This window comes from Nonomuraea sp. SYSU D8015 (assembly GCF_008065375.1).
Classification (GTDB): Bacteria; Actinomycetota; Actinomycetes; order Streptosporangiales; family Streptosporangiaceae; genus Nonomuraea.
Map to the genome: position 1 here is coordinate 160,529 of NZ_VJYI01000003.1, position 23,317 is coordinate 183,845.

Annotated in this window: 21 protein-coding genes; 3 read left to right on the top strand and 18 right to left on the bottom strand. The window is 72.1% G+C overall.

Annotation, left to right across the window (positions count from 1 at the left end; translation table 11 throughout):
* Positions 1–77: 77 nt before the first annotated feature.
* Genes ID574_RS16200 through ID574_RS16220 form a run of 5 tightly spaced genes read right to left on the bottom strand, consistent with a single transcriptional unit; the run spans position 78 to position 5,558 of the window.
* On the bottom strand, positions 78–1,127 hold the full coding sequence (locus ID574_RS16200) for an LLM class flavin-dependent oxidoreductase (RefSeq protein WP_188189729.1): 1,050 nt from the start codon (positions 1,125–1,127) through the stop codon (positions 78–80).
* A complete protein-coding gene (locus tag ID574_RS16205) occupies positions 1,124–2,614 on the bottom strand; it encodes an APC family permease (protein WP_188189730.1) in 1,491 nt (496 codons plus the stop codon). The genes ID574_RS16200 and ID574_RS16205 overlap by 4 nt, the downstream gene beginning before the upstream one ends.
* Complete coding sequence (locus ID574_RS16210) at positions 2,598–2,852, bottom strand: hypothetical protein (protein WP_223166746.1); 255 nt, start codon at positions 2,850–2,852, stop codon at positions 2,598–2,600. The genes ID574_RS16205 and ID574_RS16210 overlap by 17 nt, the downstream gene beginning before the upstream one ends.
* Entirely contained in the window at positions 2,849–4,348 is a 1,500-nt protein-coding gene (locus ID574_RS16215) for an FAD-binding oxidoreductase (RefSeq protein WP_188189731.1), read from the bottom strand. Before ID574_RS16215 ends, ID574_RS16210 begins: the two co-directional genes overlap by 4 nt.
* Positions 4,349–4,367: 19 nt before the next feature.
* Positions 4,368–5,558: a (Fe-S)-binding protein gene (locus ID574_RS16220; protein ID WP_188189732.1), complete on the bottom strand. Its 1,191-nt coding sequence runs from the start codon at positions 5,556–5,558 to the stop codon at positions 4,368–4,370.
* A gap of 70 nt (positions 5,559–5,628) precedes the next feature.
* On the opposite strand from ID574_RS16220, the gene ID574_RS16225 reads away from it, so the two are divergent.
* The 3 genes from ID574_RS16225 (at position 5,629) to ID574_RS16235 (ending at position 7,468) form a co-directional block, all read left to right on the top strand.
* Positions 5,629–6,369: a FadR/GntR family transcriptional regulator gene (locus tag ID574_RS16225; protein WP_223166747.1), complete on the top strand. Its 741-nt coding sequence runs from the start codon at positions 5,629–5,631 to the stop codon at positions 6,367–6,369.
* Positions 6,370–6,379: 10 nt separating this feature from the next.
* On the top strand, positions 6,380–7,087 hold the full coding sequence (locus ID574_RS16230) for a PDC sensor domain-containing protein (RefSeq protein ID WP_188189734.1): 708 nt from the start codon (positions 6,380–6,382) through the stop codon (positions 7,085–7,087).
* Between the two features lie 84 nt (positions 7,088–7,171).
* Positions 7,172–7,468, top strand: a complete 297-nt coding sequence (locus ID574_RS16235; protein WP_188189735.1) for a DUF3817 domain-containing protein — start codon at positions 7,172–7,174, stop codon at positions 7,466–7,468.
* Between the two features lie 52 nt (positions 7,469–7,520).
* Here the strand turns inward: ID574_RS16235 and ID574_RS16240 are convergent, their stop codons facing one another.
* The 13 genes from ID574_RS16240 to ID574_RS16300 all read right to left on the bottom strand — a co-directional run bounded on the left by ID574_RS16240 (position 7,521) and on the right by ID574_RS16300 (position 23,267).
* Complete coding sequence (locus ID574_RS16240; RefSeq protein WP_188189736.1) at positions 7,521–8,546, bottom strand: methyltransferase; 1,026 nt, start codon at positions 8,544–8,546, stop codon at positions 7,521–7,523.
* Between the two features lie 9 nt (positions 8,547–8,555).
* Complete coding sequence (locus ID574_RS16245) at positions 8,556–9,845, bottom strand: MFS transporter (RefSeq protein WP_188189737.1); 1,290 nt, start codon at positions 9,843–9,845, stop codon at positions 8,556–8,558.
* A complete protein-coding gene (locus ID574_RS16250; protein WP_188189738.1) occupies positions 9,842–14,086 on the bottom strand; it encodes a non-ribosomal peptide synthetase in 4,245 nt (1,414 codons plus the stop codon). The genes ID574_RS16245 and ID574_RS16250 overlap by 4 nt, the downstream gene beginning before the upstream one ends.
* The gene (locus tag ID574_RS16255) at positions 14,083–14,733 is read right to left on the bottom strand and encodes a DUF6875 domain-containing protein (RefSeq protein ID WP_188189739.1); all 651 of its coding nucleotides are present in this window, start codon (positions 14,731–14,733) and stop codon (positions 14,083–14,085) included. Before ID574_RS16255 ends, ID574_RS16250 begins: the two co-directional genes overlap by 4 nt.
* Positions 14,730–16,025, bottom strand: a complete 1,296-nt coding sequence (locus ID574_RS16260) for an FAD-dependent oxidoreductase (protein WP_223166748.1) — start codon at positions 16,023–16,025, stop codon at positions 14,730–14,732. The genes ID574_RS16255 and ID574_RS16260 overlap by 4 nt, the downstream gene beginning before the upstream one ends.
* 6 nt (positions 16,026–16,031) lie before the next feature.
* Positions 16,032–16,211 carry an MbtH family protein gene (locus tag ID574_RS16265; protein WP_188189740.1) on the bottom strand — a complete coding sequence of 60 codons (180 nt, stop codon included), beginning with the start codon at positions 16,209–16,211 and terminating at the stop codon, positions 16,032–16,034.
* Complete coding sequence (locus tag ID574_RS16270) at positions 16,208–17,680, bottom strand: amino acid adenylation domain-containing protein (RefSeq protein WP_188189741.1); 1,473 nt, start codon at positions 17,678–17,680, stop codon at positions 16,208–16,210. Before ID574_RS16270 ends, ID574_RS16265 begins: the two co-directional genes overlap by 4 nt.
* A gap of 29 nt (positions 17,681–17,709) precedes the next feature.
* On the bottom strand, positions 17,710–18,885 hold the full coding sequence (locus tag ID574_RS16275; protein ID WP_188189742.1) for a glycosyltransferase: 1,176 nt from the start codon (positions 18,883–18,885) through the stop codon (positions 17,710–17,712).
* Positions 18,882–19,145: a phosphopantetheine-binding protein gene (locus tag ID574_RS16280; RefSeq protein ID WP_188189743.1), complete on the bottom strand. Its 264-nt coding sequence runs from the start codon at positions 19,143–19,145 to the stop codon at positions 18,882–18,884. Before ID574_RS16280 ends, ID574_RS16275 begins: the two co-directional genes overlap by 4 nt.
* 450 nt (positions 19,146–19,595) lie before the next feature.
* Positions 19,596–19,799 (bottom strand): hypothetical protein, encoded by a 204-nt coding sequence (locus ID574_RS16285; protein ID WP_188189744.1) that lies wholly within the window; start codon positions 19,797–19,799, stop codon positions 19,596–19,598.
* Positions 19,800–19,997: 198 nt separating this feature from the next.
* Positions 19,998–20,414 (bottom strand): AAA family ATPase, encoded by a 417-nt coding sequence (locus tag ID574_RS16290; protein ID WP_188189745.1) that lies wholly within the window; start codon positions 20,412–20,414, stop codon positions 19,998–20,000.
* A 105-nt stretch (positions 20,415–20,519) separates the two neighbouring features.
* Positions 20,520–21,341: a S1 family peptidase gene (locus ID574_RS16295; protein WP_223166846.1), complete on the bottom strand. Its 822-nt coding sequence runs from the start codon at positions 21,339–21,341 to the stop codon at positions 20,520–20,522.
* A gap of 129 nt (positions 21,342–21,470) precedes the next feature.
* Positions 21,471–23,267, bottom strand: a complete 1,797-nt coding sequence (locus tag ID574_RS16300) for a glycosyltransferase (RefSeq protein ID WP_223166749.1) — start codon at positions 23,265–23,267, stop codon at positions 21,471–21,473.
* Positions 23,268–23,317: the final 50 nt, after the last annotated feature.

The window sequence follows — 23,317 nt, forward strand, 5'->3', positions numbered from 1 at the left end:
TCACCGCTCTCCCGGCCGCCGTCGCGGTCCCCGTCCCGAGGAGGGGTACGGCGACGCCCGCCGTACCCCTCCCCCGGTCAGGCGAACGCGGGCATGATCCGGTCGTGGATCAGCCTGAGCTGGGTGTCCACGTCCGCCACCTCGGGCAGTTCGCGTCCCATGAACTGCTTGACCAGCGTCGCGTCGGTGATGGCCAGGATCATGTGATTGACGCCCGACGGCTCGATCTCGCGCTTGATCTTGGCCACGCACTCCTCCGGCGTGCCGGCGATGGACAGCCGCTCCCCCAGTTCGGGCGTGGTCAGCTCGATCGCCCTGGCCAGGTCGCCGGCGCCGAGGGCGTCGACGATCGGCTTCATCGCGTTGGGGTCGACGCCGTTGCGTTCGAGCTGCTCGGCGGGCATGGACGAGGCGTAGAGGCCCACCATGCTGCGGGCGGCCTCCTTCGCCACGGCCGAGTCCGGGCCGGTGGCGAAGACGACCCAGGCGCCGATGTCCATCGACGAGGCGTCCTTGCCCGCCTTCTCCGCCCCGGCCCTGAACTGCTGGACGAGGTAGTCGTAGGCCTCGCGGGTGTAGCTGAGCGCGTGGTGCACGCCGTCGGAGTGCTCGCCGGCCGCCTGGAAGGAGCGCGGCCCGCGCATCGCGCCGAGCTTGACCGGCACACGCTCCTGCACCGGGCGGGCGAAGGTGAACAGGCCGCTGTACTTGAAGAACTCGCCGTCGAAGGTGATCGCGCCGTCGTCCAGCAGCGTGCGCACCACGTGCGCCGCCTCCTTCACGCGCGACAGCGGCTTGGTGACCGACCAGTCGATGTTGTATTGGGCGAGCAGCCCGAAGTTGCCGCACGACAGCACCACCTCGGCGCGCCCGTCGCTGAGCTCGTCGAGCGTGGCCGCCGCCTGGGCGATCAGGGACGGCTCGCGCAGCACCACCGACGACACGCTGGGACCGAACCTGATGCGGGAGGTCTGCTGCGCCGCGGCGGCGAACAGCAGCCACAGGTCCTTGTGCCAGGTCTCGTCGGCCGCATAGCAGGCGTGGAAGCCGAGCTCGTCGGCCAGGCGGATGGACGCGAGCGACTCCCTCAGCGGGTAGTCGGGCAGCATCACGTAGCTGAACTTCATCGTGCGACCTCCTGAGGGATGGCGTCGCCCGAAGGGGCGTCGCCCTTGTCGTACGGCCTGGCGACCAGCAGGTAGACCAGCCCGGCGGCGACCACCACCAGCCCGGACAGCGCCACCAGGTAGTTGTCGTACCAGGGGGCGTCGGGCGTTCTCGGCCAGGCCATGTTGAGGATGGCGAGCACCCCGTAGACCAGCGCGGCCACGTTGACGGCGAGCCCCGCGCGGCCCAGCGTGAACGGCCCGGAGGGGCGCCAGCCGCGCACCCTGGCCCGCAACGCCGCCAGCACCACCATCTGGAAGCCCAGGTAGATGCCGAGGACCGCGAAAGAAATGATCTTGATGAGGGCGTCTTCCGACACGATGGAGCCGAGCACCACCAGCGCGGGCACGACGGCGGCGACCAGGAGCGTGTTCGGCGGGATGCCCCTGGCCCTGGAGAACGTCCTGAGCGCGCGGCTGCCGGCGATCATGTCGTCGCGGGCATAGGAGTACAGGAGCCTGCTGGCCGCCGCCTGCAGGCTGAGCGCGCACGACAGGAACGACAGCAGCACCACGCCGAGCACGACCTTCAGGCCGGTGGCGCCGAAGGCTGTGGTCAGCACGTTCGTGACGGGGTCGGCGTCGGCCCCGGAGACGACGGCGGCGAAGTCGGGCACGGCCAGCAGCAGCGCCAGGCAGACGAACGTCGCCGCCGCGCCGCCCACGTAGATGGTCATGCGCATGGCCTTGGGGATGCGCCGCGTCGGGTCGGGCACCTCCTCGGCCACGTCACCGCACGCCTCGAACCCGTAGTACTGAAATATCCCGATAAGTCCGGCGGCCAGGAACGCCACGAAATATCCGGACTCCGACCCTGCGCCGAACGAGTCGAACAGCACCCCGAGCCCGTGGTGCCGCTGGGTGAGCAGCAGCCACCCGCCCACGACCAGCGCCCCGACCAGCTCGGCGGCGAACCCGATGATCGCCGCCATCGCGAGAGCCCTGGTCCCGGCCATGTTGATGGCAAGCGCCACGGCCAGGATGATCAGCGCGCAAAGGATCGTGTTCCCCGTGCTCACCTCGATCCCGAGAAAGGCGGACAGATACGGCCCCGCGCCGTAGGCCACGCTGGCGATCGTCACCAGCAGCGCCACCAGGTACACCCAGCCCGTCATCCAGGCCCACCGCCGCCCCCACAGCCGCCTGGCCCAGGGGTAGATGCCGCCGGTCAGCGGGTACTGCGAGACGATCTCGCCGAAGACCAGCGCCACCAGGAACTGCCCGGCCCCCACGATGACCAGGCTCCAGATCATCGGCGGGCCGCCGACGGCCAGCGACGAGGCGAACAGCGTGTAGATCCCGACCACGGGAGACAGGTACGTGAAGCCGAGGGAGAAGTTGGCCCACAGGCTCATGTCCCTGCGGAACTCGGAGGTGTAGCCGAGGTCGGCCAGCCGGGCGTCGTCCCCCGCGTCGCGGCTCAGCGGGGCGTCATTCGTCGAGGTCATCGAGCAACTCCTCGCCGGAGATCACCTTGTCCGCGAAGTGCCGGTGCATCCAGGCCAGGTGGTCGGCCCGGGACCGGACCAGGCGCAGCGTGTCCCAGTTGGGGAAGGTCTGCTGCGTCACGTGCTCGGTCATGAGGCCGGGCTCGACCTCGAAGACGTGCTCGAACCGGGTGATCGCGACGTCGGTCACCCGCTGGACCGGTGGAGGCGACATCTCCTCCTGATAGCGATATTTCACGATTTCTCCGCGTATGCCTGGTCGAGCAGGTACTTGCCGGGGTTCATGATGTTGTTCGGGTCGATGGCCCGTTTGATGTCGAGCATTACGTCGTACCCGCCACCGAGCTCGGCGGGCACCAGGTCCACCTCGCCCTCGCGGCAGGAGCCGTGGCAGGCGCTGATCGAGCCGCCGTGCGCCAGCGCCACGGCGGCGAGGTCGCGCTTGGCCCGCACCCACGCCGCCCAGGCGGCGTCGTCGAGCCGCTGCTCCCAGATGCCGATGTCGATCTCGGTGAGGTAGTCGGCGCCGGTCGCGCCGTTGGTGTAGGCGAACATGCCCCAGTCGTCGAACACGTCGCTCTCCCGCCTGAGCCGGTCGGCGATCTCGTGCCAGGCCAGCCGTACGGCGGGCAGGTTCGTGTAGTTGATCGAGGCGTCCTCGCAGTGCCAGCTCATCGGGACGACCTGGCCCGACCGGGTGCGGCCGTGCAGCGGCGTGGCGTACCTGTCGTGCCGGGCCGCCCAGTCGCCCTCGGAGATCTCGTCGCCCAGGTAGCGGGCGCCGAGCGAGCGGGCGATGCGCAGCAGCCTCCTGCCGCCGGCCCGGACCTCGTCCTCGTAGCCGTACAGTGCGGCGCACACCAGTGCCTTCACCGACGACGGCTGCGGGATGTAGGCCTCGTCGTCGCGCCGCAGGTAGTCGACCTTCCACTCGTCGAACAGCACCGCGCCGGCGAACGTGGCCACGCCCGCCCGCGCCAGCGCCCCGACCGCGCGGTAGGCGGTGTCGTAGTCCTCGAACGCCCAGAACGGCGAGAACTCCGCCTCCGGCTTCGGGAACAGCTTCAGCGTCGCCTCGGTGGCGATGCCGAGCGTGCCCTGATGCCCCATGAACAGGTGCTTGAGCTGGTACCCGCTGGAGCTCTTGGTGATCTTCCGCCCGATGCCGTCGCCGACGTGGATGACCCGGCCGGTCGGCAGCACGTGGTCGAAGCTGAGCACCAGGTCACGGGTGTGGCCGTAGCGGGAGCCGATCAGCGACCAGCCGCTGGTGCCGATCCTGCCGCCGACGAGCGAGCACGGGTAGGACGCCGGATCGTCCGGATAGATCAGGCCGTGCCGGGCGAGGACCTCGTTGAGCTTGAGCGCGTTGATGCCGGTGCCGGCCGTGCAGGTGCGATTGTCGAGGTCGATCTCCTTGATCTGGTTGATCCGCTTGACGTCGACGACGATGCCGCCACGCAGCGGCACCGCGCCGTCGGTCAGGCCGGTGCCGCCGTCGCGCGGCACGACCGGGATCCGCAGGCTGTTGGCCAGCCTGAGCACCTCCGCGACCTCCTCGGTGGAGGCCGGCAGCACGACCAGGTCGGGCATGCGCTCCGCCCACCGGTGCACGGGGAACGGCGCGGGCACGCGTGCCCGGTTGAGCCGGTCGGCCTTGCCGGTCAGCACGTGGTCGGTGCCGAGAATCTGCCGGAGCTCCTCCAGCACGGGGTCGCCGAGCAGGACGGTCATGACGCCACCTCCGGCGCGCTCATGGGGCCACCCCCAGCGACTCGGCCAGCAGCTCGTGCAGGTCCACGACGTCGATCGAGCGCGCCTTGCCGGCCTCCGACAACGGCCGCTCCGACCACGGGCAGGCGCTGACCAGCGTGTCCACGCCCAGCTCCGCCGCCTTCCCGACCCGGTGCTCGCTGATCTTCGCGGTCAGCTCCGGCTTCTCGACGGGCAGCCCGCCGCCCCCGCCCGAGCAGTACGACCACTGCGTCACCCGGTCCACGTCATGGAAGGTCACCCCGGGAATCGCCCGCAGGATCTCCCGCGGCTCCCGCCAGACGCCCTTGCGCTTGCTGAGCCGGCACGGGTCGTGGTAGGTCACCGTACGCTCGACCGGGACGTGCGGCGTCAGCCTGCCCTCCCTGATGAGCTCGGCCAGCAGCTCCACGACCAGCACGATCTCGATGTCGTAGGCGTCGCCGAAGTACTTCGGATAGTCCTCGGTGAACGTGATGTAGTCATGCGGGTCGAGCACCAGCACCCGCCGCACCCCGGCCGCCCGCCAGTCGTCCAGGTTGTGCTGGGCGAACCTGCGCGCCTGCTCCTCGTAGCCCATCTCGGCCGCCGGGCCGCCGCAGCACCACTGCTCGTTCATCAGCCCGAACTTGTAGCCGGCGAGATTGAGGATCCGGGCCACCGCGCGCGGCACCGACGTGCGGTAGAAGGCCGCCTCGCAGTCGACGAACAAGATCGTCTCCCCACCGATCGGCAGGTCCAGCCCGTCGGCCCAGTCGCGCACCCGCTCCTGCTCGATGGGGGTGCCGTTCAGCACCGGCTCGTGCCTGCGCTCGTCGGTGAGCAGGTTCCAGCGCTGCCAGCCCGGCTGGTGCACGCCCTGCGAGACGGCCAGCCCGCGCACGGCCTTGACCAGGTCGACCGTGCGGGTGCGGAAGCGGTAGAAGTCGCCGGTGAACAGCGAGTTGGGGCAGCGCAGCTCGCACGCGCCGCATCCGGTGCAGTTGACGTAGTCGGCCGCGACGTCCGCGACCTCGAGCTCGCCCTTCTCCATCGCCACGACGTTGGCGTGGAAGGCGGTGGGACTCCAGGACTCGTTCCGCGTGACCTGCATGACCGGGCAGACCTCGCGGCAGAACTTGTGGCCTGAGGAGAAGCAGTTGTAGGCGGCGTTGCGCCACTCCTCGGCGAACCTCTTCTCGGGATCCGGCATGTGGCCTCCCTACCGTGGGTTGCGCTTAAAACTATGAGTTCATATTTCAAAAGGCAATATGCTGGACCACGTGAGTCAGCTCCCCAAGGCGGCGGTCTTCGCCCCGCTCGATGACGGCTCCGGCCGGGTGGAGGTCGTGGTGCGCCGGCTGGCCGAGGCGATCGCGCTCGGCCTGATCGCCGACGGCGACCAGCTCCCCGCCGAGCTGGAGCTGGCGAACGCGCTCAACGTCTCCACCGTGACGCTGCGCGCGGCCCTGGCCGCCCTGCGCGAGCGCGGGCTGGTCGAGACCCGCAGGGGGCGCGGCGGCGGCACGTTCGTGCTCGCGCCCGCCGACCCGTCCACGGCCCGGCTGCGGCGCCGCCTGCGTGAGCTCAGCACCTCGGAGCTGCGCGAGATCGGCGACTACCGCTCCGCGATCGCCGGCACCGCCGCCCGGCTGGCCGCGCTGCGGGCCTCCGCCGACAACGTCACGCGCCTGCGCCAGTTCGTCGCCCGCCTGGACGCGGCCGCCTCCGTGGGCGAGCGCCGCCGCGCCGACGGCCGCTTCCACATCGAGGTCGCCGCCGCCGCCCAGTCCGTACGGTTGACGCGCGCCGAGATCGACATCCAGGCCGAGGTGGGCGAGCTGCTCTGGCTCCCGTACGGGGAGGCCGTCGACCCGCAGGAGGTGGTGCGCAGCCACAGCCAGGTGATCGACGCCATCGAGGCCCGCGACCCCGACAGAGCCAGGTCGCTCACCGAGGAACACATCGACAAGGGGATAGAGCGTCTGATGGAGTTCCATTGGCGGCTCGTCGCATCCGAGTGAGGAGGCAACGATGAGCGATCGGCACGTCGGCCAGGTGGCGGAGCGGGTCCACACGATCGTCGCGGACATCTTCAGCTCGCTGGATCGCATCCTGGCGAGCGTCGTGGCGTGCTATCGCGCCTCCGGCTCCTTCGCCAGCGCCGACCTGGCCGCGGTCCGGCCCGAGATCTTCGCCTGCCTGAGCAGGACGCACGAGGTGGTGGCCGGGGCGGGCGTCATCGTGGCGCCCGGCGTGCTGGCCGACCGCCGGCGGTGGCTGGAGTGGTGGCAGGTGCCGCCCGAACAGGATCCGATCTTCCTCGACGTGGACCTCGACCCGGAGAGCCTCGACTTCTACGACTACACGGCCGCCGAATGGTTCGCCGTGCCCGAGCGCACCCGCCGCCGCCACATCGTCGGCCCGTATGTCGACTACGGCGGCACCGACACCTACATGCTGACGTTCACCGCGCCCGCCGAGGTGGACGGCCGCTTCCTCGGCGTGGTGGGCGCCGACGTGCGGGCGGCCAGGTTCGAGGCGCTGCTGCTCGGCGTGCTGGCCGCGAGCCCCACGCAGATCACGCTGGTGAACGCCGAGGGCAGGGTGGTGGCGGCCAACTCGCCGCGGTTACCGGCCGGCTCCTTGCTCCTGGATCCGGGGTCGGACCGGCTCCCGTTGCCCGAGGTGCCGTGGAGCATCGTCACGTCCGCCAGGGACCGGGCGATCAGCCCCCTGTAGGAGACAGGCCGTCTGCCGCACCCGCGTCCCGTACTGTCCTCTACAGCTTGTAGAGTACGCCCGGTACCGGAGAAGGGGTGGAGTGTGCTGCGCTGGTTTCGAGTCGTGGCGGTGGCCGAGGCGTGCTCGTGGGCGGGACTGCTGGTCGGGATGTTCTTCAAGTACGTGATCGCGACCGGTGAACTCGGGGTGAAGGTGTTCGGGCCGATCCACGGGGCGCTGTTCCTGCTGTACGCGGCCGGTGTGGTGCTCTCGGCGCGGGAGGCGGGCTGGAGCCGGGGCGCAGTGGTGCTCGGCCTGGCGTGCGCCGTGCCGCCGTTCACCTCGGTGTGGTTCGAACGGCGGATGGCGGCGCGCACCGCGGCCGAGCACGTGGCCTGACGCGGACCGGGTCACCGGTCCGGCCGGGATCAACCGGTCCCGGGCCCACGGATCAGCTCTGATCGGCTACCTTGTTGGCCGTCAGGAGGGCGTGCGCCGGTGAGCGGGTGAGTTCCCGCCAGGGGCCCGCGGTGCATCCGGCCGCCTCCAGCCACCCCCGGATCGTGTCCGGCGCATGCAGGCCGCCTCCTTGCGTGTGCCACAGGTTGAGCGAGAATCCCGCGCTGAAGGCGAGGTCGGCGGCGTTGCCCCGGTGCTCGGACATGCTCTCCAGGACGATCAGCAGGCCTCCCGCCCGCAGCGTGCCCGCCGCCTTGGTGACCAGCGCGGCCGCGTCGGCCGCGCCGAACCCGTGCAGCACGTTGAAGAGCACGGTCACGTCCTGCTCGCCCGGCAGGTCGGCGGTGAGCAGGTCGGCGGCCCGCCACGTCAGGTTCCCGTCGGAGCGTTCCGCGACGGCGCTGTCGACGATCGTGCCGGACAGCCCGGGGTACGCCCGGCAGAACGCCTCTGCGTACGACCCGTGGCCGCCGCCCAGGTCGAGCAGGCTCTTGCTGGCCTCCGGCAGCGGCACCAGCGAGACGACCTCCTCCGCCAGCCACTCGGCGAGGCCGCGTTGCAGGTCGTGGAAGGCCGAGGACAGGTCGGGGCGGCCGGCGAGCCAGGTGTAGAAGCCGCCGGCCGGGGTCCCCGAGCGCACGGCGGCGGCCAGTCCGGCCCACTGCTCCTCCACGATGGCCTGCCACAGGCCGAGGATCCGCCCGTAGTCGACGGGCGAGGTCGAGCAGAGCCAGGCCGCCGTCGCGGGCGTGTTGGCGTGCCGGCCGTCGCGGCGCTCCACGTACCCTGTGGCACGCAGCAGTCCGAGCAGCTGGTCCAGCCCGTCGGGGGCGGCGCCGACGGCCTCGGCGAGCTCGTCCGTGGTCAACGGCCCGGCGGCGAGCGCGTCGAACAGCCCCAGCGAGCGCGCGGCCCCGATGGCGTGGCAGGCCATGAGGCCGATCAGGTCCAGCATCGGCGCCGGGGCTTCGCCCCGGCGGAATGCGGCCACCTCGTGGGGTGGCAGGTCGATGGGCATGGGGTCCTCTCAGGCGACGGGGACGGGGACCGGCCGGCGATCCAGCCGGCGCAGGGCGGGCAGCGCCGCCAGGGCGGCGGCCATGGCCAGCAGGAGCAGCCCGTCGAGGAGCAGGACGAAGGCGATCCCGCGCCCCTCGCCGACGCCGACGATCAGGCCCACGCTGCCCGCGAGCGCCCCGCCGGGCGACAACGCCGGGTTCAGCAGGTGCTCGGCCACGGGCGCGGCCAGCAGGTACCCGACGGGGACGGCGGCCGATCCCAGCGTGTGCACGGTGCCCATGGCCCGCCCGAGTACGGCCGGCGCGATACGGCTCTGCAGCACGGCGTGCGCGCAGCCGTTCACCACGGGCAACGTGAACAGGAACCCGGCGGCGGCCACACCCACCAGCAGCGGCGAGGGACTCAGCGAGTGCAGCACCAGGAAGACCCCGCCGAGCGCCATGAACGCCGTCATCCCGGTGATCTTCCGGCGCGGCCCGCCCCAGGCGCCCATGACGAGGCTGCCGGCGAACATGCCCGCGCCTCCCGCGAACATCAGCACGCCCAGCACCCCGGGGTCGGCGAAGGACAGGATGAGCGGCTGCACCAGCACCCCGGCGACGGCGAAGGTGAAGTTGAAGCCGGTCAGCGCGGCCACCAGCGCCCCCAGCCCGGCCCGGGCACGCAGGTGGCGCATGCCCGACCCGAGATCCTCCAGTACGGCAGTCCGCTCGGCGGCGGCGTTGGGCCGCAGCACCGCGGCGGGCAGCCGGATCAGCAGCAGGGCCAGCATGGCCGCGCCGAAGGTGGCCAGGTCCAGCACCACCACCCCGGCCATCCCGACCGTGGCCAGGAGCGTGGCCCCGAGGACGGGCGCGGCGATCTGGATGCCGGTGGACAGGTGCATGAGCCCGTTGGCGCGGCCCAGGTGCCGTTCGGGGATCAGCAGCGGCGTCATGGCCTGGTAGGCGGTCAGGTGGAAGGCGCCGCACGCGCCGCTGACGGCGCCGGCCAGGGCGACGTGCCACACGGCCAGCGCCTGCGTCCAGATCAGGGCGGCGACGGCGGCCGTCGACAGGGCCGCCAGGCAGTCGGTGACGATCATCACCCGGCGCCGGTCGAACCGGTCGACGATCACCCCGGCGAACGGCCCGATGAGGATGCCCGGGAGCATGCCGCTGAGCACGACCAGCGCGAACTCCGTCGGCGACCGGGTGCTCTGGTACACCCAGACGCCCAGCACGAACGTGGTGAGGCTGGAGCCGACGGACGACAGCAGCGACGCCGTCCAGATGAGCGCGAATCTGACGATGTTCACGCGTGCACCGCCTCGGCCAGGCGATCGGCGTAGCGCCGGACGAGCGCGCCGTCCGCGGGCGGGCACACGATCCCGGCGCGGGCGAGGACCCGCTCGGTGTGACGGCAGTCGAAGGCGGGCCGCCGGAACTGCGGGGCCGCCCCCGACAGCACCGCCGCGAACGGCGCCATCGGACTGTCCGTGCCCAGCTCACCGGCCCGCGCCCGCCACGTGTCCCAGGGCACGCACTCGGCTCCGATCGCCTCGGCGATCTCCCGGTACGAGATCGTCGCGCCGTTGAAATAGTGGAAGTCGCCGGCCGCGGCGGGATCGTTGATCAGATGGGCGATGCCCGCCGCGACGTAGTCCACGGGTGCCAGGTCCTCCTCGGCCGGCAGGTCGGGCACCATGCCGAGGCGGACGCACGTGGCCAGCAGGCGGCCGAAGTAGTCGCCGGCGTTGCCCAGGCCGGTCCCGCTGTGCCCGCCGACCCGCGCCGGGCGGTGCACCACGACCGGCAGGCCCTCGTCCCGGGCCCGGCGCGCCAGCCGGTCGGCCACCCACTTGCTCTGGTCGTAGCCCGTCTCCAGGCCGGCCGGATCGTCGGGGGCGGTCGTCTCGTCCACGACCCCGTCCCGGTGGGCCCGGCCAAGGAAGACATCGAGGGTGGAGACGACGTGCAGGCGGGCGCCGCCGAGTGCGGCCAGCCGCAGGGCCTCGACCGTGCCGCCGACGTTCACCGGGCGCAGGCGGTGGAAGCTCTCGTAGAAGTTCACGCGCCCGCCGTTGTGGCAGATGGCCTCCACCGCGCCGGCCAGCTCGGCGAACCGCTCCTCGTCCAGGCCGAACCGGGCCGAGCCCAGATCGCCGGGCAGCCCGCGCAGCATGCCCGGCGGAGCGTCCACCCCGTGGACCCGCAGGTTGTCCAGCACCCGCTGCCGGGCGTGGTGCTCGTCGGCGGCCCTGACGAGGCAGACGATCTCGGCGTCGGTGCGGGCCAGGAGCTCGCCTACGAGGTGGGCGCCGAGGAAGCCGGTGGCCCCGGTCAGCAGGATCGCCGGGCCGCGCCGTGCCCGGGATGCGGTCGCCGGCCGCACGGCGAGATCGGGCGGCAGTACGGCGAACGGTTCCAGGTCGAGGTGCTCCTGCTCGGCCCCGCCCTCCACGACGGCGGCGAACTCGGCGAGGTCGGCCGTCTCGAGCACGGCCCGCAGGGACACGTCCACGCCGAGCTCCCGCTTGACCTCCGCCACCACCCGGGCGGCCAGCAGCGAGTGCCCGCCCACCTCGAAGAAGTTGTCCGACCTGCGCACGTCGCGCACGCCGATGACCCGCTGCCACACCGCGGCCAGCACCGACTCCGTGCTGCTCGCGGGGGCCTCTCCCCCCGGTCCCCGCAGGGGCGGCAGCGCGGCCGGGTCCACCTTCCCGTGCGTGGTGCGCGGGATGGCGGCGACCGTCACGAGCGCCGCCGGCACCAGGTATCCGGGCAGGCGTTCGCGCAGGAAGGTGCGCAACGCGCCCGGCGTCACCTCCGGCGCGCCGGTCGCCGCGTAGGCGACGAGCCGGTCCCCCGAGACGACGACGGCGCTGTCGGTGACGGACGGGTGCGCCATGATGGCGTGCTCGACCTCGGCCGGTTCGATCCGGTGGCCCCGGATCTTCACCTGGCGGTCGCGCCTGCCCAGGAACTCGATCGCGCCGCCCGGCCGTACCCGCGCCAGGTCGCCCGTCCGGTACAGGCGCGCCCCGGCGGGCCCTTCCGGGTCGGGCACGAAGGCCGCCGCGGTCAGGGCGGGCTCGCGCACGTACCCTTCGGCCAGGCCGGCCCCGCCCAGGTGCAGCTCGCCCACGCCGCCGGTCGGCACCGCGCGCCCCGACCGGTCCAGGACGCGGGCGCGCACGTGCGGCAGGGGCGTGCCGATCGGCACCCGGCCCAGGTCGCCGAGCTCGTCGGCGCCGCCGATGCGGTGCACGGTGGCGCAGACCGTGGCCTCGGTGGGTCCGTAGTGGTTGAACAAGGCGCACCTGCCGCGTGTCACGCGTTGCCACGTACGCACGTCCTCGACCGGCACCTCCTCGCCGCCGACCATCATGATCTCGACCGGCCAGCTCTCGGGGACACCCGTCTCCGCCAGGTCGGCCACCCAGCGCCGCCACAACGCCACGGGCGCGTCGACGGCGGTGACGCCGTGCTCGGCGCAGAAACGCACGAGCTCGGCGCCGTCCAGCCGGGCGGGCTCGGGATGGATGACGAGGGCGCCGCCGGAGGTGAGCACGGGGAACAGGTCGCCGACCGAGGCGTCGAAGGTGAGCGGCGGCAACATGAGCACCCGGTGCTCCGGCCCGAAGCCGTGCACGTCGACGAACGACCGGGTGAACTCCGCGACGGCGCCGTGCGGCACCAGCACGCCCTTGGGCGTGCCCGTCGACCCCGAAGTGAAGATCACGTACGCCGGGTCGCCGGGCCGAACCCGGTGGCCGCCGGCCGACCGCTCGACGCCGCCGCCGGGCCGCACCCGGTGGTCGCCGGCTGAGCCCGCGGTGCCGCCGGACACCGGTACCTTCGCCCCCGCGAACGCACGCAGCTCGGCGAGCCTGCCGGGCGGCGCGACCACCGCGACCGCCTGCGCCTGACGCAGCAGCAGCGCCGCCCGGGCAGGCGGATGACCGGGGTCGAGCGGCAGGTACGCGGCTCCGGCGAGAAGGACGCCGACGACGGCGGCGATCCCGTCCGGCCCCGCGGGGAGCGAGACGCCGACCACCGCACGCCCGTCACCGGACCCGGCGAGCGGCTTCAGCCGCGCCGCCATCTCACGCGCCCGGGACACCAGCTCGCCGTACGACAGGCACTCCCCCTCGGCCAGGACCGCGGGCCGGTCCGGGGACCGCTCGGCCTGCCGCACGATCAGATCCGCCACGCTGTCCCAGACCCCGGACGGCGGCGCGGGCGGTGCGGCGCGGCCCGCCGCGGCGTCGAAGGAGATCCGGCTCACCCGCAGGTCCGGTTCGCCGGTGAGGGCCTCGACGGCGGTGGTCAGGTGACCCGCCAGGGCCGCCGCGGTCTCCGTGTCGAACAGGTCGGCGGCGTAGTCGAGGTACAGCTCGACGTCGTCACCCGCGGTGACGAACAGGGTGAGGTCGAAGCGGGCCTCCGGGGCGGGCAGCTCCCAGTGCTCGATCAGCAGGTCACCGGCCGTCCGCGGGCGGTCGTCCACGTGATCCATGACGAGCATGACCTGGAAGAGCGGGTTGTGGCTGAGGTCGCGGCGGCCTCCGGCCAGCTCCACGACCTCGTCGAACGGCGTGCCCCCGTACGCGAGGGCCTCGGCCACGGTACGCCTGCACCGCCGGAGGAGATCCGCCACGGTCGGGTCGCCGCCGAGATCCAGCCGCAGCGCGACGGTGTTGGCGAACATGCCGACCGTCTGCCCGAACTCCCGCGCCGTGCGGCCCTCCACGGGGCATCCGATCACGACGTCGTCCTGGTCGGCACACCTGCCCAGGGTCACGCCCAGGGCGGCCAGCACCATGGCGAACAGCGTCGTCCTGTTCCTGCGCGCGCCCTCCACCAGGCCGGCGCGCAGGTGCGGGGGCAGGGTCCAGCGATGCCGCGCGCCGCGCCCGCTCGGTACGGCGGGGCGGGGCCGGTCGGTCGGCAGGCCCAGCAGGGAGGGTGCCCCGGCCAGCCGGGAACGCCAGTAGTCGCGGGCGGCCCGAGCACGTTCCCGGCTGCCCCCGCCGAGCCAGGCGACGTACTCGGAGAACGGGACGGCGGGCGCGGCGGGCTCGAAGGTCCCGGCCAGCAGGCCGTACAGCTCGGTGAAGAGGATCTGCAGCGAGCGCCCGTCGCAGACCGCGTGGTGGAGGCACAACACGAGCACGTGGTCGTCCGGCGCGAGCCGGACGAGCAGCGCCCGCATGAGCGGTGCCCGGCCGAGCGTGAACGGCCGCCCCACGAACGTGTCGCACACCGCGTGCGCCGCGGCCTCGTCGGGGACCTCCACGAGCTCCAGGTCCACGTGGACCTCGTCGCTCACGATCTGGACCGGACGCCCGTCCCCCTCGTCGGCCAGTCCCGTGCGCAGCGCCTCGTGCCTGGCGGCCAGGCGGTTCAGCGCCAGGCCCAGCCGGCCGGGGTCCAGGGGGCCGCGTAGCCGGTGCCCGTCCCAGACCTGGTAGCCGGACGGGTCCTGCCCGGCCTGGTGAAGGAACCACAGCCGTTCCTGGGCGGGCGTCAGCGGGAAGCTCGTGGCCGTCATGGCTTGGCCACCAGATCCCGCAGGTGCCCGGGCACCTGCCCGCCGAACACGTCGTGATAGGCGGCCAGGTGCGTCTCGTCGGAGAGCAGGAAGGGCAGGTCGGTCGGCACCATGTGCCTGATCACCAGCATCGGGACCGGGCTGTGCAGCGGGCGGAAGCCGGGGTTCCACAACCCGGCCTTGTCCGGCGGCCCGTCGTGGAACTCCCCGATCATCAGTCCGCGGCCGACGTAGGCGTCCTTGAGCCGGCGCTGCGCGGCGTCGATCACCTGTCGCGCGTCACGCATGCCGGGCAGCAGGACGAGGATGGTCGTCACCTGCGTGGCGGGTCCGCCCCGCGGGGCGAGGTCGAGGAACCAGTCGCGGTAGGGCTCCAGCAGGGCGCTCAGGGATTCGACGGTGTGGCCACCGCCCGGCTGGACGCCCAGCAGGAAACCCCCGCGGTCCAGCGACGCCTGCGCGTACGGGCACACCGGCCCGCGCCGGCCCAGCTCCGCGTGCGGCCGGCACAGGTAGGCACGCGCCCATGCGACGACGGCCCGCAGGTCGGCCTGGTGCTCGCCGATCAGGGGGTGGGGGGCGAGGTCCGGCTCCAGGTCGGCCGGGTCGAACAGGACGAGGGAGTCGTCGTGCGGATGTCTGATCATCGGGGGGTCCTCCCGGAGCGTCGTCCGAGCGCGGTGAGCAGGCCGGCGACGCCCAGGCCCATCCCGGTCGCGGCCAGCGCGGCGGCCACCCGGTCCTGGCGCCGGGCGCGCCGCAGCGCGTCGCCGTAGGGCACGGTGGTGTGCGAGACGAGCGTGTACAGCGGCACCCAGGTGCCGGGCAACGCCTTGTGCAGCAGCAGGTCGAGGCGCTTCCTGGCCAGGCGCAACGGCGAGCGCATGCCGTCGCGGAGCTCCAGGAAGTTCTGTGCCGACAGCTCGGCCAGCACGTCGGTGTGCGGCTTGCGGGAGCGTTCGTAGGCCGTGAAGGCGGCCTGCCGGTCGAGCGGATGCCGGGCCAGCATGCGGTCGAGGGCGAGGCAGTCCTCGAACGAGGCGTTCATGCCCTGGCCGTAGAACGGGTAGACGGCGTGGGCGGCGTCGCCGACGAGGACCATCGTGTCCCGGTGGCGCCACGGCGCGGTGCGTACGGTCGTGAGGTGCCCCATCGGCGCGGCGGACGCCTGCTCGTCGAGGTCGGGCACCAGCTCCGCCAGGTGGGGGAAGGCCTCGGACACCGGGTCCGGCGTCTCGTCGCGCGGCAGGAAGAGCGTGCAGGTCAGGCTGTTGTCGATGTTGGGATGGGCCACCCCGAGACCGCGTTCGCCGGGCCAGATGTGAAGGGCCTCCAAAGGCACCGCGGGCCCGCCGCCGGGCCTGGCGCGGATGGTGACCTCCTTGTAGCCCCATTCGAGGTACTCGCGGCTGAAGTCGGCCGGCAGGCCACGCTGCATCTCGGTCCTGACCAGCGAGGACGCGCCGTCGGCGCCGACCACGAAGTCCGCGGCGAGCTCCTCGCCGTCCTCCAGGGTGACGGCGGCGCCGTCCCTGTCGACGGCCGCGCACCGGGTCTCGAAGCGCAGCCGCACGCCGGGCTGCTTCTCCGCGTGCTCGACCAGCAGGCAGACCAGCGCGTCGCGCCTGATGGAGTGCAGGATCTGCGACGGATCCTTGCCGTAGGGGTAGAACGCCGGCCGCCTGCCGGCGGTGTGCACCATGCGGCCGCGCATGGGCACGGACAGCCGCTGGGCCTCCTGCCACAGGCCCACGTCGCGCAGGGCCGCGATCGCCCGGGCCGACATGCCCAGGTTGATGGACCGGCCGCCGTCGTGCCGGGCCGAGCGGGGGTCGGGGCGGCGCTCGACCAGGTCGACCCGGTATCCCCGCCGCGCGAGCAGGTTCGCCAGCAAGGGGCCTGCCAGGCCCGCTCCCACGATGACCACGTTGGAGTCCACGCCGCCTCACCCCCCGCCGCGCATGCTCAGGGGACGCATGTCGGTCCACACGGTCTCGATGTGCGCCAGGCATTCCTCACGGGTCCCGGCGAAGCCGGTGGTCCGCCAGCCGGGAGGCAACTCCCGGTCCGCGGGCCAGACGGAGTACTGCTCTTCGTCGTTGACAACCACCAGCACGTCGCTCACGCCTTCTCCTCCAGAGCGCGCCGATCGATCTTTCCGTTGGGGGTGAGGGGCAGGGAGTCCAGGGGGATCACCCGGGTCGGCACCATGTACGCGGGCAGGACCGCGGTCAGCCGGGTGCGCAGGCCGGGACAGTCGCCGACGACGAACGCCACCAGGGCGTCGCGGGACACGGCCGCCACGGCCTGCCGCACCCCGGGAAGCTCCTCCATGGCGGCCTCCACCTCGCCGAGCTCCACCCGGTGGCCGCGCACCTTCACCTGGGTGTCGGCTCGGCGCAGGAATTCCAGGCCCGCGTCCGTGCGCCGGACGATGTCGCCGGTCAGGTACAACCTGCCGCCGGGCTCGCCGTACGGGTCGGGGACGAAGCGCTCGGCGGTCAGGGCCGGCCGGCCGAGGTAGCCGTTGGCCACACCCACCCCGCCGATGGCGAGCTCGCCCTCGCTGACCGGATTCAGCCGGTCGTCCACGACGTGGATCGTGGCGCCGGGCAGCGGGTCGCCGATCGAGATCGTCTCGGGCTCGTGCGGCACCTCCCACGAGGTGGCCCAGACGGCCGCCTCGGTCGGGCCGTACATGTTGACGAGCCGTCCCACCCGGGGGCGCAGGTCCCTGGCCAGGGCCGCGGGCAGCGCCTCGCCGCCGATCAGCGCGGTCAGCCGCGGATTGCGGAACCCGGCGTGCAGCAGGACCCGCCAGCCCGACGGGGTGGCCTGCATGTGGGTCACACCCTCGCGCTCGATCAGCGCGGCGAGCCGTTTCCCGAGGATCGCGGCCTTGGGATCGAGGAGGACCAGCCGGCCTCCGGTGACGAGCGGCAGGTAGATCTCGGGCACGGACATGTCGAAGGTGAGGGAGGCGGCCGAGAGCCAGACGTCCTCCGCCGTCGACGCCACCAGCTCGCGCATGCCGGCGAGGAGGTTGGCCAGCGCCCGGTGCGACACCATCACCCCCTTGGGGCGGCCGGTCGAGCCCGAGGTGTAGATGACGTACGCCGGTGACGCGGGGTCCTGGGGCACGGTGGGGACCCGTGCCGCAGCAGGCGGCTCCGCGTCTCCGGTACCGGCGGGAAGCCGCTGCGGCGGCACCTCCTCCTCCAGCCGCAGTGCCGGCACCGTGGTCGTGACGGGCTCGCCCGCGGTCACCTGCAGCCGCGCGCCCGAGTCGGCGAGCACGAGCCCGATGCGGGCCGCCGGGTGCGCGGGGTCGAGCGGCAGGTAGGCCGCGCCGGTCCTCAGGACGGCGAGCATCGCCGCCACGGAGGCCGCCGACTTGCCCGCGCAGATCCCCACGAGGGTGCCCGGTCCCGCTCCGGCCGCGGTGAGCCGGGCGGCCAGCCGGTCCACGGCCGCCTCCAGCGCGGCGTACGTCAGGCGCTCGTCGCCGGCGACGAGGGCGATCCGGTCCGGTGTGCTCGCCGCCTGGCGCTCGAATAATTCAACGACGCTTGGGAGCGCTCCCAAAAGTGGCATGGTTCAACTCCGGTAAGAGTCCGGCCGAGTCAGACGCTCAGCAGATCTTCGATGGCCTCGGCGGCCGCCCGCAGCCCCGGCTGCGCGGCCTGCGCGTACATGGCCACCCGCTCGCGGTAGCCGTCGGCGGTCAGAGCGGCACGCAGCAGGGGGACGATCTCCTCCGGGGTCCACCGCCGCTCGGGCAGCCAGGACCCGAGCCCGAGCCTGGCCAGGCGCATGCCGTTGTCGGAACGATCGAAACCATGCGCCAGCAGCACCTGCGGTACCCCCGCGGCCACAGCCCTGACGACGGTGCCGATGCCGCCGTGGTGCAGCACCGCCCCGGCACGCGCCATGACCTGGTGGAAGGGCAGGCGCGGAAACCAGGAGACGCCCGCGGGCAGCCAGTCGGGCACCAGGTCACGATGCCTGGCCACGACCAGGGCGGGCACCTCCGCCGCCGCACACGCCGCCACGGCGGCCGCGTAGAACCGCTCGTGGATCATGCGGCCCGTCCCGCCGGTCACGATCACCGCGCCGCGGTCGAGCAGGCGCTCGGCCTCCGGCGGAACCGGCTCCAGGAAGGCGTCGTCGCCGTAGGGCGCCCCGGTCAGGAGCGCACGGGACGGCGCGGCCACCCCGGCCCGGTCGAACCACTCCGGCCACAACCCCAGGTGGAGCCGGGCCGAGGTGAACCAGGAGGCCCAGTCGTCGACCGGCGCCAGACCGAGCACCGCGCGCACGGCGTCGAGCCGGTCGCTCATGGTCTCCCGGTACATGTGCACGGCAGGACGTTCGGACATGTACTGCACCGGCGTCACGGCCACCCACGCGGTCGGCACCTCCAGCGCCTCGCCGGCGAAGAGCGTCGAGATCGCCGTGGTGTGGCGCCCCACGAATACCGTCTCCCCGGGCACATGACGGGCCTTGAGGACCTCGCATTCGAACCTGATCTGGTCGAACAGCCCGATGGCGTCGTAGAAGCGCCGCCAGCGGTCCATCCCGGTGCCGAGAAGCATCGGCGCGTCTGCCAGGTAGCGCTCGTAGTCGTGTTCGGTGTCGATGGCCGTGAACTCCAGCCCTTCCCGCCGGGCCACCGTCTCGAAGGGGGCATGCGTGAGGATCTCCACCCGGTGCCCCCGCCCCCGCAGGATCCGCCCCAGGCCCACGAACGGCAGGACATCGCCATGCGTGCCGTGGGTGACCATGATGATCGTCGTCAAGAGGGCTCCCCGGTCGCGGCCGGGGTCCGGGACTCCTCGATCGCTCGCGCCGCCTGTGCGACCGTCAGTCCTTCGACGAAGAGCACCTCCACCGGCAACTCGATCCGGAACTCGGCCTCCACCATCGCCAGGAACTGGACCATTGCCAGGGACTGACCTCCCAACTCGAAGAAGTCCTGGTCGGCAGAGGTGACCTCGACACCGAGAATCTCGGACCACAGCCGCATGACCTCGGTTTCGAGCACGCCGAACATCGCCATTACACATTCCCCTCGTAGCGCAGAAAGGACGCCCGTCGCCAAGCGAGAGAAGGGCCTTGCGCCTCTGGTGGCGCTCATCGCCTGCGAAGGGGTTGAACACCCTGGTGCGGATCGCGCGCGCCGGACTTCCCAGGTCATGGGATCGTCCTCGAATGGAACGCTAGGTGCGCGTCAGCGGAGGAGTCAACCTTTTCAGAGTCATCTTCGCTTCTGTTAGGGCCTCGGTTGGGAGCGCTCCCAAAGGGTTCACGACAATGCGATTCCGGGTCTGATCTGCGGTTTTCTGAGCCGGGCAGCGTGTTTGGTACTGGCCGATCGGCCCGGCGATGGCGGGCTCGGTGTACCGATGGCCCGCCGCATACGGGCGGCCCCGCGGGGCGGAGCGCCTCGCGGGGCCGCTGATGTCGCGCCGAGGCCGGCAGCCGGAGCGGCCGGCCGTCGGAGCCGCTCCTATCTGCAGTACTCGCGGTGCCAGTCTCCGTCGTAGTAACACCAGTAGCAGTTGCCTCTCCACTCACACCGCTGAGCGGTGGTGGAGCCGGACTGCTGGGGCGGTGCGCAGGCATTCGCGTCGGCCTGCGCGGCGGTGATGGATCCGGAGACGAAGAGGGTGGACGCCGCCAGCGCGACGGCGAGAAGGAAACGCTTGAGCATCGGAGATCACTCCCTGAAGTGAGACCGAACCCCGATTGAACGGGGCCGGATGATGAGCTTCGGTTTCCGGCTCCCGGGATTACGCCGATACAGCGCTGAACATCATTCAGACTAATCGCCGTGGCAGACCGAATCTCCCGGTCAGAGGTAAATCCTCGTTTCTGGGAGCGCACCACATATACGTAATTACCCGCAGCCTCAGGGAAATACGGCACCACACTCCAGCGATTCTTCGCGTTCACATTTGCACCGCCGCCAGAAGGCGGAGAGGGCTTCCCCGAGCCATTCAATGCAGCGCCAGAGGTACGGCAAATTACAGGAAAGGGCGGGTCGCTGCGGGTCATGCTCGGGGAGCAGCAACGGCCGGCGCCTCGGGGCCGCGCGCGGACCGGGATGCGCGAGCAGCGGGCCGAGCGCCCGGGGTGTGAGCAGGGGATCGCACGCTCCGAACAGGAAGCGCGCGTCCTGCGCATGCCGCTCGGTGAAGCGCTTGACCAGCGCCGACTTGCCGATGCCAGCCTCACCCGCGACCAGGACGACGTGGCCGGCCGCGGCGGCCTCCGCCAGGACGCCGCTCCGCTCATCCAGCAGCGACGAGCGCTCGAGAAGATCCATGACAAGGCGAGAATAGGCCCGGTGGCCCGCACGGCGACAGGGTTCTCATCCTCCGCATGACAGAGGGCCGGAATCCGTGACTCCGGCCCTCATCGGCTGGGACGGTTACAGATAGCCGTTCAGCCAGTCCTGCACGACGGGGATGTCGATGCGCTGGTAACCGCCGAGGTAGCGGCAGTTCTCCGTGTAGCCGTAGCTGGTCACGGCGACCAGCTGCCCCTTGAGGAACACGGGGCCGCCGGAGTCGCCGAAGCAGGTGCCCCCGCCGCCACGGGTGTCGTGGTAGTTCCCGTTGGCCTGGAGGATCTGCTCGGTGAGCTTCTGCCCGGGCTGGGTGGTGTAGCGGCGCTGCAGCGGGTAGCTCATCGGCTGCGGCTTCTGCGGGCCGGTGACCGGCTTGCGGACCTCCGTGCCGTACCCGACGAACTCGAAGAGCGTCTTGCTCAGCGCCGGCGGACGATAGTCGTCGAGGAACCTGGAGGGAGCGATCTTGGCCGGGGTGATCCCGGAGACCGCCTTGTCCAGGACGATCACGCCGACGTCGTTCCAGTTGTCGAGGTCGGTGAAGTCCGAGTACTCGGGGTGCGAGTACGCCGTGCCGGACAGGGCGCCGGCGCGGGTGATCTCGGCGGCGGTGTAGCCCTTGCTCGGGTCGGCCGCCACGGGGAACGGCGCGGGGGGCTCCTTCGCGATGACCGACGTGAACGTCACCAAGGTCTTGCCGAGCGTCCCCTTGGTACAGTGCGCGGCGGTCACGAGCACGGTGGGCGAGACCAGCGTCGCGGAGCATCGGAAGCGACCGTCAGGCTGATAGAAAAGGATCAATCCGACATGCGGGTGACGCTCTCCGTCGGGCTCACCGCCTGTGATGGCCTGAGCGGGCATGGCGAGGGTGAGCACGGCAAGGGTGGCGGCGAAGAGCGCCATGGTCACACGGGCTAATGATCGCATTGTGGTAGGTCTCCTTTCCAGTTATCTGTGCCTTTCTGCCACTGAGGTGGTACAGAGAGCAACCCCAGGGACCTGAGAGTCTCCTGTCAGCTTTTCCGGCGGTGCTCAGCGGCCCGCTTCCAGATCGGCCAGCAGCGCGGCCCACCGTCCCCCGATGGCCTCCCGGTCGTACCGCCCGGAGGTGCGCAGCGCCGCCTCCCCCATCCGGTGGCGCTCGTGCTCGTCGTCGAGGAGCAGGCCGACCGCCGCGGCCAGGGCGCCGACGTCCCGTGGCGGGACGAGGAGGCCGTCGTGCCCGTGGGTGATGATCTCGCCGGGGCCGTGCGGGCAGTCGAAGGCGACCACGGGCACGCCCTTGCTCAGCGCTTCCAGGACCGCCATCGGGAAGCCCTCGCGGCGGGAGCTGAGCACGAAGAGGGAGGCCTCGTCGAGCTCGGCGCCGACGTCGCGCGACGGGCCGGGCAGCTCGACCGAGTCGAGGCCGAGCTCGCCGGCCAGCGCCTGGAGGCGGGTCCGCTCCGCTCCCGATCCGACGATGCGCAGCCTCCACCCGGGATGAGCGACGCTGACCTGCTCCCATGCCCGCAGGAGCAGGTCGTGCCCTTTGACCTTGGTGAGGCGGCCGACGGCGAGGACGGTCTTGGCGGTCAAGGGCGAAGGCCCGCCGCTGACGGGCGGCGCGGCATTGGGAATGCGCAGCAGGTGGCGGGGCGCGCGGGAGCCCAGTGCCGCGCGGTAGGCGCCGAGGTCGGCCTCGGTCAGGGTGACGAGCGCGTCGAGCCTGCCGTACCTGCGAATGATCATTTTCTGGACCGCGCGCTTGTGCGACCGGAAGCCGGTGTGCTCCTGCCCGATGGTGATCACGCCGGGCGGGGCCAGCAGGGCGGCGGCGAGATTGAGCCCGGGACGCGTGGTGATCAGCACGCCGGTGCGCAGTCCGCGCAGGAAGCGCAGGAGGACGAGGTCGGTACGCAGGTCGAACCTGTCGTAGGCCGTCTCCTCCCGCGGGATGAGCCTGCTGCGCAGCAGCCGCGGCGCGCGGCGCCGGGGCGGCCGTCGGTCCAGGAAGGTGACGCGGACGCCGGGCGGCACCGGGAAGAAGGGCCGTTCTTTGGCCCTGACGACGCTGACGATCTCGACGTCGTGGTGGGCCGAGAGCGAGCTCGCGAGGTTGAAGACGGTCCTGATGGTGCCGCCCATGCCGTACGCGTGCAGCAGCAGGATGGTCACCTGGCGCGTGCTGGGCGGACCGGCCCGGCGGGCCCTGCGGCGGTCGGCCGCCCGGAGCAGGAACGGGCCCAGCCTGCGGGCGTTCGTCGCCAGGTGGACGGCGGCCGGGGTCACGACGACCGAGCCGAGGACGTCCGTGGGGTAGTGCGCGCCGAGGTAGACCCTCGCCAGCATCTGCCCGATCACGAGCAGGCCACCCGCCGCGACGACCGGCCGATGCCAGCGGGTCTTCCTGGTCAGCAGCGCGGCCGCGACGGCGATGGACAGGGTGAGGCACACGTGGCCGCTGGGGAAGCTGTCCGGGCCGAGCCCCTGCACCAGCGCGTGCGAAGCCGCCGGCCTGGGCCGGTCCACCAAAACCTTGACCACCAGGCTGACGCCCCACCCCGCGGCGATCACCACCAGCGCCCGCCGGACGGCGCGCGACCGCCCGACGGCGGCCGCCGCGACGAGAGCGGCGACCAGGATCGCGCCCGCGACGTTGCCGAAGGCCACGTTGAGCACCTGCGCCACCGCTGTCGGCCACGGACCGCGGAGCGACTGCACCGCCCCGCTCACGCTCGTGTCCGCCGCGGTCCACGCGGGCGCGCGGGCGGCGAACCCCACCGCCACCCCCAGAACCAGGAGCGCGGCGGAGATCGGGACATGGAACCTCGCTGTGTTCGACCGCATGGAGGCACGGTAGGGAACGGCACGTGAGATCCTGATGAGGATTCGAGCGG

Bases quoted from the DNA above. Each gene is read 5' to 3' on its own strand.
- ID574_RS16250 (WP_188189738.1), bottom strand. From the start codon at position 14,086: ATGACGGCCACGAGCTTCCCGCTGACGCCCGCCCAGGAACGGCTGTGG.
- ID574_RS16290 (WP_188189745.1), bottom strand. From the start codon at position 20,414: ATGGATCTTCTCGAGCGCTCGTCGCTGCTGGATGAGCGGAGCGGCGTC.
- ID574_RS16200 (WP_188189729.1), bottom strand. From the start codon at position 1,127: ATGAAGTTCAGCTACGTGATGCTGCCCGACTACCCGCTGAGGGAGTCG.
- ID574_RS16240 (WP_188189736.1), bottom strand. From the start codon at position 8,546: ATGCCCATCGACCTGCCACCCCACGAGGTGGCCGCATTCCGCCGGGGC.
- ID574_RS16230 (WP_188189734.1), top strand. From the start codon at position 6,380: ATGAGCGATCGGCACGTCGGCCAGGTGGCGGAGCGGGTCCACACGATC.
- ID574_RS16270 (WP_188189741.1), bottom strand. From the start codon at position 17,680: ATGCCACTTTTGGGAGCGCTCCCAAGCGTCGTTGAATTATTCGAGCGC.
- ID574_RS16285 (WP_188189744.1), bottom strand. From the start codon at position 19,799: ATGCTCAAGCGTTTCCTTCTCGCCGTCGCGCTGGCGGCGTCCACCCTC.
- ID574_RS16255 (WP_188189739.1), bottom strand. From the start codon at position 14,733: ATGATCAGACATCCGCACGACGACTCCCTCGTCCTGTTCGACCCGGCC.
- ID574_RS16205 (WP_188189730.1), bottom strand. From the start codon at position 2,614: ATGACCTCGACGAATGACGCCCCGCTGAGCCGCGACGCGGGGGACGAC.
- ID574_RS16280 (WP_188189743.1), bottom strand. From the start codon at position 19,145: ATGGCGATGTTCGGCGTGCTCGAAACCGAGGTCATGCGGCTGTGGTCC.
- ID574_RS16295 (WP_223166846.1), bottom strand. From the start codon at position 21,341: ATGGCGCTCTTCGCCGCCACCCTTGCCGTGCTCACCCTCGCCATGCCC.
- ID574_RS16300 (WP_223166749.1), bottom strand. From the start codon at position 23,267: ATGCGGTCGAACACAGCGAGGTTCCATGTCCCGATCTCCGCCGCGCTC.
- ID574_RS16220 (WP_188189732.1), bottom strand. From the start codon at position 5,558: ATGCCGGATCCCGAGAAGAGGTTCGCCGAGGAGTGGCGCAACGCCGCC.
- ID574_RS16215 (WP_188189731.1), bottom strand. From the start codon at position 4,348: ATGACCGTCCTGCTCGGCGACCCCGTGCTGGAGGAGCTCCGGCAGATT.